This is a genomic window from Oerskovia enterophila (assembly GCF_044748475.1).
Classification (GTDB): Bacteria; Actinomycetota; Actinomycetes; order Actinomycetales; family Cellulomonadaceae; genus Oerskovia; species Oerskovia enterophila.
Window position 1 is genome coordinate 643,003 of record NZ_JBIVFZ010000002.1, and the last position, 16,914, is coordinate 659,916.

The window sequence follows — 16,914 nt, forward strand, 5'->3', positions numbered from 1 at the left end:
CGCGGGGGCGGCACCAGCGAGCGCCGGTGACAACAACGACGCTAAGCAGGCCGGGTGACGTGCTCCGGTTGTCCGGGTGAACGACAGATGAACAGTGCACAGACTCTTGCGGCCTGTGGATAAACCCCCGCGGCAGGGGCTTCCGCGGCCCCTCCCGGGAGCCAGCGGTTGCCTCATCCCGGCAGGTCGGGAACGCTGGCAGGAACAGGTCGTCGAGCAGACCGAGCCGGCACCTGCACGTCGTCGGCCCCTCGCTCACGGGCATCGCACGACCCGCACGGACGAACGTCAGGAGACCTCGCGTGAGCGACGACGGCACGAGCGATCACCCCGGCAGCGGCGCGAGCGAGGACGAGACCGCGCCGGCGGGCGACAGCGCCTCCTCCTCCGCTCCCGCCCCGGCGTCGGGCACGGAGGCTGGAGCAGACAACGTCACCGCGGCCGTGGCCGTCGAGGTCCCCGTGCCGCCCGGGCGCATGTACCCCCGCGTCTTCTACCCCGCCGCGGGGCTCATCCTGCTGTTCGTCCTGCTCGCGATGGTCTTCACCGACGGGACGACCGCTGTCCTGAGCACGCTCCAGGCCGACGTCATCGGAGCGTTCGGCTGGTACTACGTGCTGATCGTGGCCGGGTTCGTCATCTTCGCGCTGTGGATGGGCCTGAGCCGCTTCGGCGACATCGTGCTCGGCAAGGACGACGAGACCCCGCTGTTCCGGCTGCCCGTGTGGTTCGCGATGCTGTTCGCGACCGGCATGGGGATCGGGCTCGTGTACTGGGGAGCGGCCGAGCCGCTGACGCACTACGCGTCGCCCAAGCCCGGCGTCACGGGCGACCCGGCGGCCCTCGCGCAGGCCGCGATGGGACAGAGCTACCTCCACTGGGGCGTGCACGCCTGGGCGATCTACGTCGTCGCGGGCCTCGCGCTCGCCTACGCGATCCACCGCAAGGGGCGCCCCGTCTCGATCCGGTGGGCCCTCGAACCCCTGCTCGGCGACCGGGTCAAGGGCCGCCTGGGCGACGTGGTCGACGTCGTCGCGGTGCTGGGCACCGTGTTCGGTGTCGCGACCTCGCTGGGCTTCGGTGTGCTGCAGATCGGGGCCGGGCTCGGTTTCCTGAACGTCGCCGAGCCGGGCCTGGCGCTCCAGATCGGCCTCATCATCGGGATCACAGCCGTCGCGACCCTCTCGGTCGCCTCGGGCCTGGGGCGCGGCATGAAGTGGCTGTCCAACGGCAACATGGTCCTGGCCGGCGTCCTGGCCCTCACGGTGCTCGTCGTGGGCCCCACGCTGTTCCTCCTGCGCGACTACGTGCAGTCCATGGGGTACTACCTCCAGAACGTCATCCGCCTGACGTTCGACACCACGGCCTTCCAGGGCGACGCCGGGCTCGAGTGGCAGTCGTCGTGGACCATCTTCTACTGGGGCTGGTGGATCTCGTGGGCCCCGTTCGTGGGCGTCTTCATCGCGCGCATCTCGCGCGGGCGCACCATCCGCGAGTTCGTCATGGGTACCCTCCTGGTCCCCACGCTCGTGACGTTCCTGTGGTTCTCGATCTTCGGCGGCTCGGCGCTCTACCGGCAGATCTTCGGCGACGGCGGGCTCATAGGCGCCGACGGGAGCGTCGACACCGACACCGTGCTGTTCCAGCTCCTGGGCGACCTGCCGGGCGGCCCGGTCCTCACCGTGCTTGCGATCGTGCTCATCGGGGTGTTCTTCGTGACGTCGGCCGACTCGGGCTCGTTCGTCGTCGGGATGCTGACCTCGGGTGGCGACCCGCACCCCGCGGTCTGGAACCGCATCCTGTGGGCCGTGCTGTCCGGCCTCCTCGCGATGGCCCTCCTGATCTCGGGTGGGCTCACCGCTCTGCAGACGGCTGCGATCCTCATCGCGCTGCCGTTCTCGGTCGTCATGATCGGCATGGCCCTGTCGACCGTGATCGCTCTGCGCGAGGAGCACAGCGCGATCCTGCGGGCCGAACGGGCCCAGGCCCGCCTGGTCCTCACCCAGCACGTCACGCGCCGCGTGACCGAGACCATCTCCGAGCAGTGGGACGAGCTCTACGGCAGCGACGTCCCTGGGCCGCCGAGGCCCGCCGACGAGCAGCGGACGCCCGAGCGCCGCGGCCCCCTGCGCGGGCGGCCGCGGCGCAGGGCGGACCGTGAGGGGCCGAGCGGGCCCGCCGGTCCGAGCGGCACCGGGTCGAGAGGCACCGAGCCGGGCGGGACGAGCGGTCCCTGAGGTCGGGCGCCACCGTCCCCGGCACTGTCAGCACTGCCGGGCCCAGTCGGGCACAGCAGTCCGACCAGCACCTCCGGGCACAGCAGTCCGACCAGCACCTCCGAGCCGCCTGACCCGCAGCGACCACCCGGAGCAGGCCGGTCCTACGACTCGCCGTCGGCCACCTTGTAGCCGAGCCCGCGGACCGTGAGCAGGTAGCGCGGGGTCGCGGGGTCCGGCTCGATCTTCGAGCGGATGCGCTTGACGTGCACGTCGAGGGTCTTGGTGTCCCCCACGTAGTCGGCCCCCCACACACGGTCGATGAGCTGCCCGCGCGTCAGGACGCGCCCCGCGTTGCGCAGCAGCAGCTCGAGCAGGTCGAACTCCTTGAGCGGGAACGAGACGAGCTCCCCGTGCACCGAGACGGTGTGCCGCTCGACGTCCATCTTGACCGGACCGACCTCGAGCGCGCCGTCGTCCTCGGGCTCGCCCGCGGCGGCCTCCGCGCCGCCCTGGCGCCGCAGCACGGCGCGCACGCGCGCGAGGAGCTCGCGGAACGAGTAGGGCTTGGTCACGTAGTCGTCGGCCCCGAGCTCGAGCCCCACGACCTTGTCGATCTCGGAGTCCTTGGCCGTGAGCATGATGACAGGTACGTTGCCGCGCTGCCGCAGCTCGCGACACACCTCGGTGCCGCTCAGGCCGGGGAGCATGAGGTCGAGCAGCACGAGGTCCGCACCGCCCGCGTCGTAGGCGGCGAGAGCCTCGGGCCCCGTGGCCGCCTCGACGACGTCGAAGCCCTCACGGGCCAGCTGGTAGGTCAGAGGGTCGCGGTACGACTCCTCGTCCTCGACGACCAGGATGCGCGTCACGCACCCACCTCCTTGGTTCTGGGGGACGTGCCGGGGTAGGGATCGGTCTGTGGGTCGCCCGCCCCGGAGGGGGCGGCGACGTCGGTCGGGGCCTGGCCCTCGGGTCCGGGGGTGCTCTCGGTGCCGGCAGCGCCGGCAGCGCCGGCAGTGCCTTCAGTGCCGTCGGCGCCCGACGACGCGGCCTCCACCGCGGTCGGGTCCGCCGCGGGGATACGCAGGGTGAACGTCGAACCGCGACCGGGCTCGGACCACATGGTCACCTCGCCGCCGTGGTCCGCCGCGATGTGCTTGACGATGCTCAGGCCCAGACCCGTGCCGCCCGTGTCGCGCGAGCGCGCGGGGTCGACCCGGTAGAAGCGCTCGAACACGCGCTGCTGCTCGCCCTCGGAGATCCCGATGCCCTGGTCGACGACCGCGATCTCGACGAGGTCTCCCACGACGCTCACGCCGACCCCGACCCGCGTGTTCTCGCCCGAGTAGGCGACCGCGTTGTCGAGCAGGTTGCGGACCGCGGTCACGAGCAGCGCGTGGTCGCCGTAGACGACCGCGTCGAGGTCTCCACCGACCGTCAGGACGATGCCCTTGCCCTGGGCGTTGGTGCGCGCCCGGTCGACGGACTCCTCGACCACGCCGCGCACGGGCACGGTCGTGACGGCCTGGAGCGCGCCGGCGACCTGGAGGCGCGAGAGCTCGATGATCTCCTGGACCAGCGCGGACAGGCGCGTGGCCTCCTGCTGCATGCGCCCCGTGAAGCGGCGGACCGCGACCGGGTCGTCCGCCGCGTCCTGGACGGTCTCGGCGAGCAGCGCGAGCGCGCCCACCGGCGTCTTGAGCTCGTGCGAGACGTTGACGACGAAGTCGCGGCGGATCGCGTCGATGCGCCGTGCCTCGGTCCGGTCCTCCGCGAGCACGAGGATGTGGTGCGGTCCGACCTGCGCGACCCGGACCTGGAGCATGACCATGCCGCGACCGACGGGGCCGCGCGGGAGCTCGAGCTCCTCGTCGCGGATCACGCCGTCGCGCTGGACCTCGGCGATCATGTCGAGGATCGCGGCGTGCACGACCGCGTCGCCCCGCACCACGCCCAGGGCGTAGGCGGGCGGGCTCGCCCGCACGACCTCGCCCTCGCTGTCGAGGACCACGGCGGCCGAGCGCAGCACCGCGAGCACGCGCACGAGCCCTTCGTCGAGCTCGGGGGCCTCGCCGTCGGGCATGCGGTGCGTGCTGCGCTCGCTGAACCGGAACGCGAGCGTCGCGAACACGCCGACGAGCAGCCCGATGACCCCGGCGACGAGCAGCCCGACGCCCTCCTGGATTCCTTCCACGGCTCCAGCGTACGGTCGGAGACGGCCGCGCCCGACCGTTCCTGGCCGTTCCGGGACGGTTCGGTCACCGCGCGTCCAAGAGTTCACCTGGCGGCGTCCTGTCGTTCACCTGACCGTTCACCTCCCCGTTCACCTGGCCTGACATGGTGGGGGTTGCTGGTCACCATGAAAGGGATGCGATGCGGGAAATCTTCGAGGCCGAGCTCAAGCAGGTCGGTGACGACCTTGCCGAGATGAGTCGCTTGGTCGAGTCTGCCATCAGTCGGGCGGGGACGGCGCTGCTCACTGCAGACCTCCAGCTCGCACAGTCGGTGATCGCGTCCGACCACGCGATCGACGCGCTCGAGCGCGAGCTCGACGAGCGCTGCGTCCTGCTGCTCGCGCAGCAGCAGCCGGTCGCGACCGACCTGCGTGTCGTCGTGAGCGCGCTGCGCATGAGCGCCACGCTCGAGCGCATGGGCGACCTCGCACGTCACGTCGCCCAGGTCGCGCGGGGCCGTTACCCGGCGCACGCGATCCACCCCCTGCTGGAGGGGACGTTCGCCCAGATGCACGACGCCGCGACCCGGGTCGCGCGCCGCACCACGACGCTCCTGACGACGCGCGACCTGACGGTCGCGGCGAACGTCGAGCGCGACGACGACCTGCTCGACCACCTGCACCAGGACACGTTCGCGGCGATCCTGGGCCCGGACTGGACGGGCACCCCGCAGGAGACGGTCGACGTGACTCTCGTGGGCCGCTACTACGAGCGGTTCGGCGACCACGGCGTCTCGATCGCCAAGCGCGTGACGTTCCTCGTCACGGGCGACTTCGCGGACGACCGCGGGCAGGCCGCGCGCGCCTAGCCGTCCCCCGGGTCCCTCCCGCCGCCGACCGCGTGCTCGGCAGCGAGGGGCCGGCGACGTCTCTCCCGGCGTCGAGCACCAGGACGCACGTCTCCCCCGCACCATGAACGCCCGACGGCGCCGCTCCCCTCGCGAGGGGAGCGGCGCCGTCGGGCGTTCGCGTCTGTGCGTCGAGGTCAGCGACCCTGGTTCGCGACCGCGGCCACCGCGGCTGCCGCGGCGTCCGGGTCCAGGTACGTGCCACCCTTGACGATCGGCTTGAAGTTCTCGTCGAGCTCGTACACGACCGGGATGCCCGTGGGGATGTTCAGGCCCGCGATGTCCTCGTCCGAGATGTCGTCGAGGTACTTCTCGATCGCGCGGATCGAGTTGCCGTGAGCGGCGACCAGGACGGTCTTGCCGGCCTTGAGGTCGGGGATGATGTCCGACTCCCAGTAGGGCATCTCACGCTCGAGGACGTCCTTGAGGCACTCGGTGAGGACCTCGGGCTCGCCCGCGTAGCGCGGGTCGGCGTCCTGCGAGAACTCCGAGCCCTTCTCGATCGCGGGCGGCGGCACGTCGTAGGAACGACGCCACAGCATGAACTGCTCCTCGCCGAACTCCTCGAGCGTCTGCTTCTTGTCCTTGCCCTGGAGCGCACCGTAGTGGCGCTCGTTGAGGCGCCACGAGCGCTTCACGGGGATCCAGTGACGGTCGGCGGCGTCCAGGGCGAGGTTCGCCGTGGTGATCGCGCGACGCAGGAGGGAGGTGTGGACGACGTCGGGCAGGATGCCGGCCTCCTTGAGGAGCTCGCCTCCGCGCTTCGCCTCCTCGACGCCCTTCTCCGAGAGTGCGACGTCCACCCAGCCGGTGAACAGGTTCTTGGCATTCCATTCGCTCTCGCCGTGGCGGAGCAGCACGAGGGTGTAGGTCATGGTGACCATCATCCCGTACCGCAGCGGCCGTGGCAGCGCTGTCCCGGGAAATGGTCACCGAACATCTACGGAACGGGAAATCACCTGCTCGGGAATGGTGACGCGCGCCACGCGTTGCACTCGGTATGCCGATCACCGGAGAGTACGCACCGAGCCCCAACGACCGCGCGCGCAAGCAGACCGAGCTCTACGAGAGCTCGGGCGGGACCCAGGGCACGACCATGAACGGGATGCCCGTCGTCATCCTGTGGACCCTGGGCGCCAAGAGCGGGAAGATCCGCAAGACCCCGCTCATGCGCGTCGAGCACGACGGCGACTACGCCGTCGTGGCCTCGCTCGGCGGAGCGCCCCAGCACCCCGTCTGGTACCACAACCTCGTGGCGGACCCGCACGTCGAGCTCCAGGACGGCCCCGAGCGCCACGACTACACGGCGCGCGAGGTCACGGGCGAGGAGAAGGCCCTGTGGTGGAAGCGCGCGGTCGAGGCGTACCCGCCGTACGCGGACTACCAGGAGCGCACGGACCGCGAGATCCCGGTGTTCGTGCTCGAGCGCCGGGGCTGACCGGAGCGGACGTCGGGGGGCGCCCGGCCGAGCAGGGTGCCCCGGACGGGAGCGGCCCGGCGACGGCGTCAGAGGGCCGGGCCGTCGCCCCCGCCGACCGGCTCCCCCGTCAGCGCGGTCGCGCGGCCCGCACCTCGGCTGCCTGCGCGTACACCGACAGCATGGCCTCGGCGGTCGCGTCCCAGCCGTAGCGCTCGCTCACGCGCCGGGCGCCGGTCGCGAGCCCGGCGCGTCGCGCGTCGTCGGCCAGCAGGTCGCTCAGCGTGCGCGACCACGTCCACGGGTTGTGGTCGGGGACCAGGATCCCCGACACTCCGTCCTCGACGACCGTCCGCAGCCCGCCCACGGCCGCGGCGACCACGGGCGTGCCCGACGCCTGCGCCTCGGCCGCGACCAGCCCGAACGACTCGTTGTGCGAGGGCACCGCGACCACGTCCGCGGCCCGGTAGTAGCGCACGAGCTCCTCGCGCGGCACGGGCGGGCGCACGATCACGTGGTCGGCGACCCCCATCTGGAAGGCCAGCGCCTCGAGCTCGCGCACGGCCGTCAGGCGACCGCTCGCGCCGCCCAGGACCACGAGGGTCGGCAGCGGTTCGTCGTGGTCCGCGAGGACGCCGAGCGCACGGACCAGGACGTCGGGCGCCTTGAGCGGCTGGACGCGCCCGGCGAAGAGCACGAGCCTGCCCGTCGTCGGGAGCCCGAGCGCCGCACGCAGCGCCTCCTTGGTCTCCCCCGGCGCGGGGGGCGAGAACAGGTCCAGGTCCACGCCCGGCGGCACGACATGGACCTTCGCAGGGTCCGCCCCGTACTGGTCGACGAGGTCCTTGAACTCCTCGGGCGTGCTCGCCACGAGCGCGTCCGCCTCCGCGACGACCTGCTCCTCGCCGATGATCCGGCCGAGCGGCTCCGGGGCGTCGCCCGGCGCGAGCGCGGCGTTCTTCACGCGCGCCATGGTGTGCATCGAGTTCACGAGCGGTACGTCCCAGCGGTCCGCGGCGAGCCAGCCCGCCTGCCCCGAGAGCCAGTAGTGCGTGTGCACCACGTCGTACCAGCCGGCGTCCCGCCGCGCCTCGGCCCGCAGGACCCCGGCCGTGAAGGCGCAGAGCTGCCCCGGCAGGTCGTTCTTGTCGAGCCCCTCGAACGGACCGGCCACGACGTGGCGCACCAGGACGCCGTCCTCGGCCTCGACCACGGGAGGCTGGGCCGACGACGTCGCGCGCGTGAAGATCTCGACCTTCGCCCCGCGCCGCGCGAGCGCCCGCGACAGCTCGGTGATGTACACGTTCATGCCACCCGCGTCACCGGTCCCGGGCTGATCGAGCGGGGAGGTGTGCACCGAGAGCATCGCGATGCGCGGGGACTCCTTCACGGCGCTCAGGCCTCCACGACGCAGGCCGGGACGGGGATCGCGAGCTCGTCGACGAGCGTGCCCGCGCCGTCCGCCCGGTCGATCCGCAGGACCGTGAGGTTGGACGAGTTCTGGTTCGCCACGACCACCAGGTCGGCCTCGGGGGTCCCGTCGGCCGCAGGAGCCAGCACCGCGAAGTGCCGCGGCCACGCCCCGCCGAGCGGGGTGTCGGCGAGGTGCTCGAGGACGGGAGCGGCGCCGTCGGGCTCCGTGACCGTGCGGGTGACCGCGAACGTCGAGAGCACGTCCGCCCCGCGGATCGCGACGAACAGGCGCGAGCCGTCCGCGCTCAGCGCGACGTGCGACGGGTAGCTGCGGCCACCCTCGGGCAGCGGGGCCGCGGTCGCGGGGACCGAGCCGGCGAGCTCGAACGAGCCGTCCACGGCCGGGACCAGGACGTACACCCGCGCGTCGAGCTCGGTCGCGACGAACAGGGCAGCAGGAGCACCGTCGACACCGGCGGCGCCGGGCAGGACCGCGAAGTGGCGCGGGCCCGCACCGCCCGGGAACGTGGCGACGACGCGCGCGGGCACGCCGCCCTCCACCTGGGCGCGCAGGTCGCCGACCGTGCGCGGGTGGGCGCGCAGCTCGTCCGTCCCCAGATCCACCACGACCGGGTCCCCCGCGACGGCCCCGACGAAGTGGGCGTGCGGCCCCTCCTGGCGGTCGGCGTCGGGTCCCGTGCCCTGGTGCCCGAGCCGCAGCGCCTCGGTCGGAGCACCGTCGGCGTCGAGCGGCAGCACCGCGAACGTGCCGTCACCGTAGTTGGTGACCCACAGGGCTCCGTCGACCGCCACGACGTGGCACGGGTAGGAGCCGCCGCTGGGCACGCTGCCCAACGGGTCGAGCCCGCCGTCCGCCGTGAGGGCGAACCCGCTCACGGCACCGTGCTCGGTCTCCGTGACCGCGTACAGCCGGGTACCGGCCGGGTCGAGCGCGAGGAACGACGGCGACGGCGTGACCGCGACCAGTGCAGGCTCGCCCAGCTCACCCGTCGCGGCGTCGACCTCGAGACGCCAGATCCCCTCGCCGCTCCCTGCGTCCGCCCCGTCCGGGTACGTGCCGAGCCACAGGGTCCGAGAGGTCGCGGCAGCCACGGGCGCCGACGAGGTAGAAGTCATGCACAGAGCCTAGTAGCACCCGGACATGTGTCAGGGGCGCCCTGACCAGGCCTCCGCACTGCGGAGAACCGGTCAGGACGCCCCTGAGGGAAGACGTCGGCGAATTCAGTTCGCCGCGTCGAATGCCTGCTGGATGTCGGCCGAGATACGACCGCGCTCGCTCACCGTGTAGCCGTTGTTCCGGGCCCATTCACGGATCTCCGTCGCACGCGACGGGCCGGCAGCAGAGGAACGTGCCTTCTTGGTGGCCGGACGAGCAGCGCCACGCGTGACCTTGCGAGCGTGACCGACCCACTTCGAGAATGCTTCACGCAATTCCTCGGCGTGCGCCGAGCTGAGGTCGATCTCGTAGGAGACGCCGTCGAGGGCGAACGTCACGGACTCGTCGGCAGACCCACCGTCGACGTCGTCGACGAGAATTACCTGAACCTTCTGTGCCACTGTGCTACCTCGCGTCTTCGAGAATTGATGCTGGTATCTCGAAGTGTGCCATTCTCATGGAATCACGTCAAAGCGAAAGCAGCGTGTCCGGCTAGCGAGAAGTCGTCGACGATTCCTGTGCGGCCCGCTCCTGGCGCTCTGCCGCATCCGCCTGGGCGTCGAGCTCGGCCATGGCGAGGCGTTCCGTGCGGTCCGAACGGATGATGGCGCGCATCGCGAAAAAGAAGAGGATACCGACCCCGACCGACGGGATCAGCGCATAGACGGCCGGCCAGAAATCAGTCATGCCCGCCAGTCTACGACCGACCTGCGGGTGCCGGGTACGTCGCCCGCGACGCACCCGGCACCCACGGAGCCGGCGGGAGGCTACTGAGCCGGCTTGACCAGCGGGAAGAGGATCGTCTCGCGGATGCCGTGGCCGGTCAGCGCCATCAGCAGGCGGTCCAGCCCCATGCCCATGCCACCCGACGGAGGCATCGCGTACTCCATCGCTGTGAGGAAGTCCTCGTCGAGACGCATGGCCTCGTCGTCGCCCGCGGCCGCCAGGAGCGCCTGCGCCTCGAAACGCTGACGCTGGATGACCGGGTCGACGAGCTCCGAATAAGCCGTGGCCAGCTCGAAACCGCGGACGTAGAGGTCCCACTTCTCGACCTGCCCCTTGACGGTGCGGTGGTCGCGGGTCAAGGGAGACGTCTCGACCGGGAAGTCACGGACGAATGTCGGTGCATACAGGTGGTCGCCCACGAGGTGCTCCCAGATCGCCTCGACGAGCTTGCCGTGACCGGCACGCTTGGTGTCATAGGAGATCTCGAGGCGGTCCGCGATCTTGGACAGGTGTTCCACCGGCGTTTCCGGGGTGATCTCCTCGCCCAGGGCCTCGGACAGCGAGTCGTACATCTTGAGCTGCGCCCATTCACCGCCGAGGTCGTATTCCTCACCGCCCGGAAGCTCGACCACCGTGGTTCCCAAGGTGTCCAGGGCGGCACGCTGCACCAGGTTCTGGGTCAGCTCGGCCATGGTGTTGTAGTCGCCGTACGCCTCGTACGCCTCGAGCATCGCGAATTCCGGGGAGTGCGTCGAGTCGGCGCCCTCGTTGCGGAAGTTGCGGTTGATCTCGAACACGCGCTCGACACCGCCCACGACCGCACGCTTGAGGAAGAGCTCGGGGGCGATGCGCAGATACAGCTCCATGTCGAACGCATTCATGTGCGTCGTGAACGGGCGGGCCGCCGCACCGCCGTGAATGGTCTGCAGCATGGGCGTCTCGACCTCGAGATAGCCGCGCTCGTGGAAGTTCTCGCGCAACGACCGCACCACACCCGCGCGCAGGCGGACCATGTCGCGCGCAGCAGGGCGGGCGATGAGGTCGACGTAGCGCTGACGGACCCGGCTCTCCTCCGAGAGCTCCTTGTGCAGCACGGGCAGCGGGCGCAGCGACTTCGCGGCGATCTTCCACTCGTCCGCGAAGATGCTCAGCTCACCGCGGCGCGAGCTGATGACGCGCCCGTGGGCGAACAGGTGGTCCCCCAGGTCGACGTCGGCCTTGAACGCGGCGAGCGACTCCTCGCCCACCACGGCCTGGCTCAGCATGACCTGGAGGCGGTTGCCCTCACCGTCCTGGAGCGTGACGAAGCAGAGCTTGCCCGTGTTGCGCAGGAACACGACACGACCGGCGACGCCCACGACGTCGTCGGTCTCCTGGCCGCTCTCCAGGTGCTCGTACGCCGCGCGGACCTGGGCGATCGTGTGCGTGCGCGGGACCGAGACCGGGTAGGCCTCCTCGCCCTGCGCCAGCAGGCGCTCACGCTTCTCGCGCCGGACCCGCAGCTGCTCGGGGAGGTCGTCGGACTCGTCGACGGGCACCGGGGCGGTGGGCACGACGGGCGTCTCGTCGGAGGCGGGCACGGCAGCGGCAGCGGGATCGGGGGAGGTCACGCGTCGATTCTACCGGGGAGCGCCGGAAGGGATTCCGGCGCTCCCCCGCGGTGCTCGTGCAGCCTGCGGGCCGCGACCGGGCTCCGGGGCCCCGCGGTTCAGCCGATCAGGTCGAGGGCCAGGTCGAGGATGGGCGCGGAGTGCGTGAGCGCCCCGACCGACAGGTAGTCGACCCCGGTCCCGGCGACCTCGCGCGCCCGGTCGAGCGTCAGGTTGCCGGTGGCCTCGAGCTCGATCTTCGCGGGGCCGCCCGGGGCCCCCTCGCGCTCGCGCACCCGGCGGACGGTGTCCGCGAGCACGGGCGTGGGCATGTTGTCGAGGAGCAGGAAGTCGGCGCCCGCGTCGAGGGCCTCCATGGCCTGGTCGGTCGTGTCGGCCTCGACCTGGATCAGGACGTCGGGGAACATCCGGCGGACGGCCTCGATCGCGCCCGCCACCGAGCCCGCGGCGACGACGTGGTTGTCCTTGACCATCGCGACGTCGTAGAGCCCCATGCGCTTGTTCGTGCCACCGCCCGCGCGCACCGCGTACTTCTCGAGGGCGCGCAGGCCCGGCGTGGTCTTGCGGGTGTCGAGCACCTGGGCGCCCGTGCCGTCGAGCGCTCGGGCCCACGCGCGGGTCGCGGTCGCGACCCCGCTCGCACGGCTCGCGAGGTTGAGGAGCGTGCGCTCGGCCGTGAGGATGACCTGGACCGGGCCCGTGAGGGCCGCGAGGACACGGCCGCGGGTCACGGCGTCGCCGTCCTGCGCGGTGAAGGTGACCGCGACGGGAGCGAGCCCGAAGCGCTCGGCGACCTGCCGGGTGACCTCCTCCACGACCACGAGGCCGGCCACGACGCCGTCGGCGCGTGCCACGAGGTGGGCGGTCCCCGTGCCCGACGGCGGCACGGTCGCCTGGGTGGTCACGTCCCGTCCGGGCGTAGGGCCGAGGTCCTCGTCGAGGGCGCGCGTGACGATGTCGGCGACCCACCGGGGGTCGAGACCGGGCTCGATGAGAGAGGGAGAGTTCACGCGCTCACGCTACCGCTGCTCGGCCGCGCGACCCCGCCCGCTCCGCCCCTCAGACGAGCCGCAGCTCACCGTCGGCGCCGAGCGTGACCTCGATCCGTCGGGCCCACGCGGGCTCGACCTCGGGGAAGTCGGTGCGGAAGTGTCCGCCCCGGCTCTCCTCGCGCAGCAGCGCCGCCTCGGTCAGGACGGTCGCCACCTGGTGGACGTTGGTCGTCTCCCACTCGGCGGTCTGCGGCACGGCGACCACGTCGGTCGCCCGGTGGGCGTCCGTGCGGACCGCCGCGAGCCTGTCCGCCGCGGTACGCAGCCCTTCGCCGTCCCGGATCACGCCGGGCCCTGCCGACGAGATCGACTGGACTCGCGAACGGGCCGCTGCGGGCACGAGCGCGGCCTCGCCCGCCCGCTCGACGGGCTCGCCGAGCGGCAGCTCGCCGGCCGCGACGCGCGCGGTGATCTCCTGCGCGGCGCGGTAGGCGAAGACCAGGCCCTCCAGGAGCGAGTTCGACGCGAGACGGTTCGCGCCGTGCACGCCGGTGCACGCGACCTCGCCCACGGCGTAGAGGCCGTCGAGCGTCGAGCGCCCGTGCAGGTCCGTGACGATCCCGCCCGAATGGTAGTGCTGGGCGGGCGCGACCGGGATCGGTTCCTCGGTCAGGTCGATGCCCTGCTCGAGCAGGCGCTCGGTGATCGTCGGGAACCGCTTGCGCAGGAACTCGGCACCGAGGTGCCGGGCGTCGAGCAGGACGTGGTCCGACCCCGTGGCCGCCATCTGGCGCACGATCGCGTGCGCCACGACGTCGCGCGGCGCGAGCTCGGCCATGGGGTGGACCGCGGGCATGAACCGGTGGCCGTCGGTGTCGAGGAGGATCGCGCCCTCACCGCGCACGGCCTCCGAGATCAGCGGGAGCTGCCCCTTGGCGCCGAGGCCGAGCCACAGCACGGTCGGGTGGAACTGGACGAACTCGACGTCACCGAGCGTGGCGCCGGCCCGCAGCGCGGCGGCCATGCCGTCGCCCGTGGCCTGCGGCGGGTTGGTCGAGGAGCGGAAGACCTGACCGATCCCGCCGGTCGCGAGCACGACGGCCCGGGCGAGGGCCGCACCCACGCCGTCGCGCGAGCCCTCGCCCCGCACGTGCAGCGTGACGCCGCACGCGCGCTCACCGCCCGGGGCGTCGGGCGAGGTGGTCAGGACGTCGAGCACGAGCGCGTTCTCGATGACCTCGATGCCGGGATCGGCGAGCACGGCCTCGAGCTGGGCGACGAGCGCCCGGGAGATCTCCGCGCCCGTGGCGTCGCCGCCTGCGTGCGCGATGCGGTCCGCGTGGTGGCCTCCCTCGCGCGTGAGCGCGATGTCGCCGTCGGGCGCGAGGTCGAAGTTCGCGCCGCGCCCCACGAGCTCGCGCACGCGCTCGGGTCCCTCGGTCACGAGGACCTCGACCGCGGCCGGGTCGCACAGTCCCCCGCCCGCGGCGAGCGTGTCCTCGAGGTGCGCGGCCGGGGAGTCCGACGGGTCGAGCGCCGCGGCGATGCCGCCCTGCGCCCAGACGGTCGAGCCGGACGACAGCTCGCCCTTGGTCACGAGCAGGACGCGCGGGACGTGCGTGCGCAGCTCGAGCGCCGCGGTGAGCCCCGCGATGCCGGAGCCGACGACGATCGCGTCGGCCGTCGTCGTCCACCCCGGGGCGGGCGCCGCCAGGCGGCGGGCGAGACGGCGGGGAACCCGGCCGTCCACGCCCGGCAGGTAGCCCTGCGCGGACTCGCCGACGGGCACCTGCACGGCCTGGGTCACTCGACCGACGCGGACTGGAAGGGGGCGATGGGCAGCCCGCTCGGCTCGAGGTCGTAGCCCTCGGGCACGAGGCCCGGCTCGTCGCTGACCTCGACGATGCGGTTGTCACCGTCGACGAACACGACGTTCGGCAGGAAGTGCCGCGCCTCGTGGTCGGCGATCATGCCGTAGGCGATGAGGATGACCGTGTCCCCCGGGTGCACCAGGTGCGCGGCCGCACCGTTGATGCAGACCTTGCCCGAGCCGCGCTCGCCGGGGATCGCGTACGTCGTCAGGCGTGAGCCGTTGGTGACGTCGACGATGTCGACCTGCTGGCCGGAGATGATGTCGGCGGCCTCGAGGAGGTCCACGTCCACGGTCACGGACCCGACGTAGTGGAGGTCCGCCTGCGTCACGGTGGCGCGGTGGATCTTCCCGATCATCATGGGTCGCTGCAAGGAAGCGGGGCGGCGCGTGCCGTCCTGCGGTCCCGTCTGGGTCACTGCGTGCCTCCTGGGCGGGCCGTGCGGGTGACGGGGGGCGCCACGTCCACGGCCAGGTTGTCGATCAGTCTGGTGGAGCCCACGCGCGCCGCCACGAGCAGCAGCGCAGGTCCCACGTACTCCGGTTCCAGGTCGTCCACGGTAGTCGGGTCGACCAGTGCGAGGTAATCGACCACAACGCCGGGGTGCTCGTTGAGCATTCCCGAGGCCACCTCGATGGCCCCCGCCCCGCCCTGGCCGGCTGCCGCGGCCGCGGCCCCGGCACGCAGCGCGCGGCTCAGGGTCAGCGCGTCGGCCCGTTCCTGCGCCGACAGGTACGCGTTGCGCGAGGACAGCGCGAGCCCGTCGTCGTCGCGCACGATCGGCACCCCGACGACCTCGACGTCGACGTTCAGGTCGGCGACCATGCGGCGGATCGCGAGGAGCTGCTGCGCGTCCTTCTCGCCGTAGAACGCGACGTCCGGGCGGGTCAGGTGCAGCAGCTTGAGCACCACGGTCAGGACCCCGTCGAAGTGGCCGGGGCGGAAGGCCCCCTCGAGGACCGTGCCGATGCGCCCCGACGTGACGCGCACGATCGGGTCGCCACCGGGGTACATCTCCTCGACCGAGGGTGCGAACACCAGGTCCACGGCCGGGCGGCCCGGCGCGGGCTCGTCGAGCCCCGCGAGGAGCGCCACGTCGGCGTCGAGGTCGCGCGGGTAGCGGTCCAGGTCCTCGTCGGGCCCGAACTGCAGGGGGTTCACGAACACCGTGACGACGACCTGTCCCGCGGGGCCGACGCGCTCGCGCGCCGCGCGCACGAGCTGCAGGTGCCCGTCGTGGAGCGCCCCCATGGTCATGACGACGGCTCGCGCAGCGGTCCGCGGCGGTGCGTCCGGGCGGGGACCCGCCGTGCCCGACGGCGCAGCCCCCTCGGGCGCTCCGGCGGCGGTCCCGGCAGGGGCCTCCAGGGCCGTGCGCAGCGCGGCACGGGTGCGGACGACGAGCGGCTGCACCCGGGTGACGGGCGGAGGGACGGACATCACTGACCTTCCTCGAGGACGTCGAGCAGCTCCTGGGCCTGGCGGGCGTCGATGCGCCCTGCGGCCAGTGCTCGGCTCGTGGCTCCGCGGCTGAGCTCGCGGTAGGACGCGGGCACGTCGGTCGCGGCGACGTGCGGCGCCGACTCCTGGGCCGAGGTCACGGCCAGCGCGCGCAGCACCTCGAGGTGCTCGGCGACCGTGCCCACGTCCCCGCGCGACACCGGACCCGTCAGGGCCGAGATGGCCCCCGGGCCCGCTCCCCCGCCCGCGTCGGCGGAACGCGTCGCGCCGTCGAGCGCCGCCGAGAGCAACGGGGCCAGCACGCGCCCCGGCTGCTCGACGCCCGCGGCCTCGAGGGCCTGCGCGGCCTGCGCGACGAGGACCACGAGGTGGTTCGCGCCGTGCGCGAGGGCTGCGTGGTAGAGCCCTCGGGCCTCCTCCTCGACCACGACGGGCTCGCCGCCGAGCTCGACCACGAGGGCCTGCCCGATGGGCTGGACCGGGGCCGGTCCCGTGACCGCGAACGTCGTGCCCTCGAGGCGCGACAGGTCGAGCGAGGTGCCGGAGAACGTCATGGCGGGGTGGATCGCGAGCGGGATCGCACCCAGCGCGCGCGCCGGGTCCAGCACTCCTGCGCCGTACCGGCCGGACGTGTGCACGACGATCTGCCCGCCCTGCCACGCCCCGACCTCGGCGAGACCCGAGACCAGGCCCGGGAGAGCGTCGTCGGGCACCGCGAGCAGGACCAGCTCCGCGCGCCGCACGACGTCCTCGACCTCGAGCACGGGAACCCCGGGCAGGAGCATCTCGATGCGCTCGCGCGAGGCCTCGGAGATGCCGCTCGCCCCGACCACCGCGTGGCCCGTCGCGCGCAGCGCGCTGCCGAGCACGGCCCCGACGCGGCCCGCTCCGACTATCCCCACGCCCAGCCGTCCGGGGCGCCGGCGTGCCGGCATGCCTTGGTCGGTCAT

General features: G+C 72.6%; 16 protein-coding genes. 3 read left to right on the top strand and 13 right to left on the bottom strand.

What is annotated here, in order from left to right; genetic code table 11:
• The first annotated feature begins 302 nt into the window (after nucleotides 1-302).
• A complete protein-coding gene (locus ACIPWA_RS07395; protein ID WP_400289192.1) occupies nucleotides 303-2,237 on the top strand; it encodes a BCCT family transporter in 1,935 nt (644 codons plus the stop codon).
• Between the two features lie 143 nt (nucleotides 2,238-2,380).
• Here the strand turns inward: ACIPWA_RS07395 and ACIPWA_RS07400 are convergent, their stop codons facing one another.
• Together ACIPWA_RS07400 and ACIPWA_RS07405 are read right to left on the bottom strand one after the other, a co-directional pair.
• On the bottom strand, nucleotides 2,381-3,085 hold the full coding sequence (locus ACIPWA_RS07400; RefSeq protein ID WP_056645236.1) for a response regulator transcription factor: 705 nt from the start codon (nucleotides 3,083-3,085) through the stop codon (nucleotides 2,381-2,383).
• Complete coding sequence (locus ACIPWA_RS07405; RefSeq protein ID WP_400289196.1) at nucleotides 3,082-4,410, bottom strand: sensor histidine kinase; 1,329 nt, start codon at nucleotides 4,408-4,410, stop codon at nucleotides 3,082-3,084. The genes ACIPWA_RS07400 and ACIPWA_RS07405 overlap by 4 nt, the downstream gene beginning before the upstream one ends.
• A gap of 179 nt (nucleotides 4,411-4,589) precedes the next feature.
• Between ACIPWA_RS07405 and phoU the strand changes: the two genes are divergently transcribed.
• Entirely contained in the window at nucleotides 4,590-5,258 is a 669-nt protein-coding gene (phoU, locus tag ACIPWA_RS07410; RefSeq protein WP_056645233.1) for a phosphate signaling complex protein PhoU, read from the top strand.
• A 176-nt stretch (nucleotides 5,259-5,434) separates the two neighbouring features.
• On the opposite strand, the gene ACIPWA_RS07415 is transcribed toward phoU, so the two are convergent.
• Nucleotides 5,435-6,172 (bottom strand): phosphoglyceromutase, encoded by a 738-nt coding sequence (locus tag ACIPWA_RS07415; RefSeq protein WP_056646553.1) that lies wholly within the window; start codon nucleotides 6,170-6,172, stop codon nucleotides 5,435-5,437.
• Nucleotides 6,173-6,297: 125 nt separating this feature from the next.
• Here ACIPWA_RS07415 and ACIPWA_RS07420 point away from each other — a divergent pair, with 125 nt between their 5' ends.
• Nucleotides 6,298-6,735, top strand: a complete 438-nt coding sequence (locus tag ACIPWA_RS07420; RefSeq protein WP_400289199.1) for a nitroreductase family deazaflavin-dependent oxidoreductase — start codon at nucleotides 6,298-6,300, stop codon at nucleotides 6,733-6,735.
• Between the two features lie 109 nt (nucleotides 6,736-6,844).
• Here ACIPWA_RS07420 and mshA read toward each other — a convergent pair whose 3' ends face one another.
• The 10 genes from mshA to ACIPWA_RS07470 form a co-directional block, all read right to left on the bottom strand.
• Nucleotides 6,845-8,080 (bottom strand): D-inositol-3-phosphate glycosyltransferase, encoded by a 1,236-nt coding sequence (mshA, locus tag ACIPWA_RS07425; RefSeq protein WP_400289656.1) that lies wholly within the window; start codon nucleotides 8,078-8,080, stop codon nucleotides 6,845-6,847.
• A 29-nt stretch (nucleotides 8,081-8,109) separates the two neighbouring features.
• Complete coding sequence (locus ACIPWA_RS07430) at nucleotides 8,110-9,264, bottom strand: lactonase family protein (RefSeq protein WP_400289201.1); 1,155 nt, start codon at nucleotides 9,262-9,264, stop codon at nucleotides 8,110-8,112.
• 105 nt (nucleotides 9,265-9,369) lie between these two features.
• Entirely contained in the window at nucleotides 9,370-9,705 is a 336-nt protein-coding gene (locus ACIPWA_RS07435) for a histone-like nucleoid-structuring protein Lsr2 (protein ID WP_400289203.1), read from the bottom strand.
• 91 nt (nucleotides 9,706-9,796) lie between these two features.
• Nucleotides 9,797-9,991, bottom strand: a complete 195-nt coding sequence (locus tag ACIPWA_RS07440; protein ID WP_068626860.1) for a hypothetical protein — start codon at nucleotides 9,989-9,991, stop codon at nucleotides 9,797-9,799.
• Nucleotides 9,992-10,071: 80 nt separating this feature from the next.
• Nucleotides 10,072-11,583 (bottom strand): lysine--tRNA ligase, encoded by a 1,512-nt coding sequence (gene lysS / locus ACIPWA_RS07445; RefSeq protein WP_056646549.1) that lies wholly within the window; start codon nucleotides 11,581-11,583, stop codon nucleotides 10,072-10,074.
• Between the two features lie 155 nt (nucleotides 11,584-11,738).
• Nucleotides 11,739-12,650, bottom strand: a complete 912-nt coding sequence (gene nadC / locus ACIPWA_RS07450) for a carboxylating nicotinate-nucleotide diphosphorylase (RefSeq protein ID WP_400289207.1) — start codon at nucleotides 12,648-12,650, stop codon at nucleotides 11,739-11,741.
• Between the two features lie 49 nt (nucleotides 12,651-12,699).
• Complete coding sequence (locus ACIPWA_RS07455) at nucleotides 12,700-14,382, bottom strand: L-aspartate oxidase (protein ID WP_056646547.1); 1,683 nt, start codon at nucleotides 14,380-14,382, stop codon at nucleotides 12,700-12,702.
• Nucleotides 14,383-14,435: 53 nt separating this feature from the next.
• Nucleotides 14,436-14,864, bottom strand: coding sequence for an aspartate 1-decarboxylase (gene panD, locus ACIPWA_RS07460; RefSeq protein WP_354508332.1), 429 nt, complete (start codon nucleotides 14,862-14,864; stop codon nucleotides 14,436-14,438).
• A gap of 53 nt (nucleotides 14,865-14,917) precedes the next feature.
• Entirely contained in the window at nucleotides 14,918-15,943 is a 1,026-nt protein-coding gene (gene panC, locus ACIPWA_RS07465; RefSeq protein WP_056645222.1) for a pantoate--beta-alanine ligase, read from the bottom strand.
• A complete protein-coding gene (locus ACIPWA_RS07470) occupies nucleotides 15,943-16,914 on the bottom strand; it encodes a Rossmann-like and DUF2520 domain-containing protein (RefSeq protein WP_400289209.1) in 972 nt (323 codons plus the stop codon). The genes panC and ACIPWA_RS07470 overlap by 1 nt, the downstream gene beginning before the upstream one ends.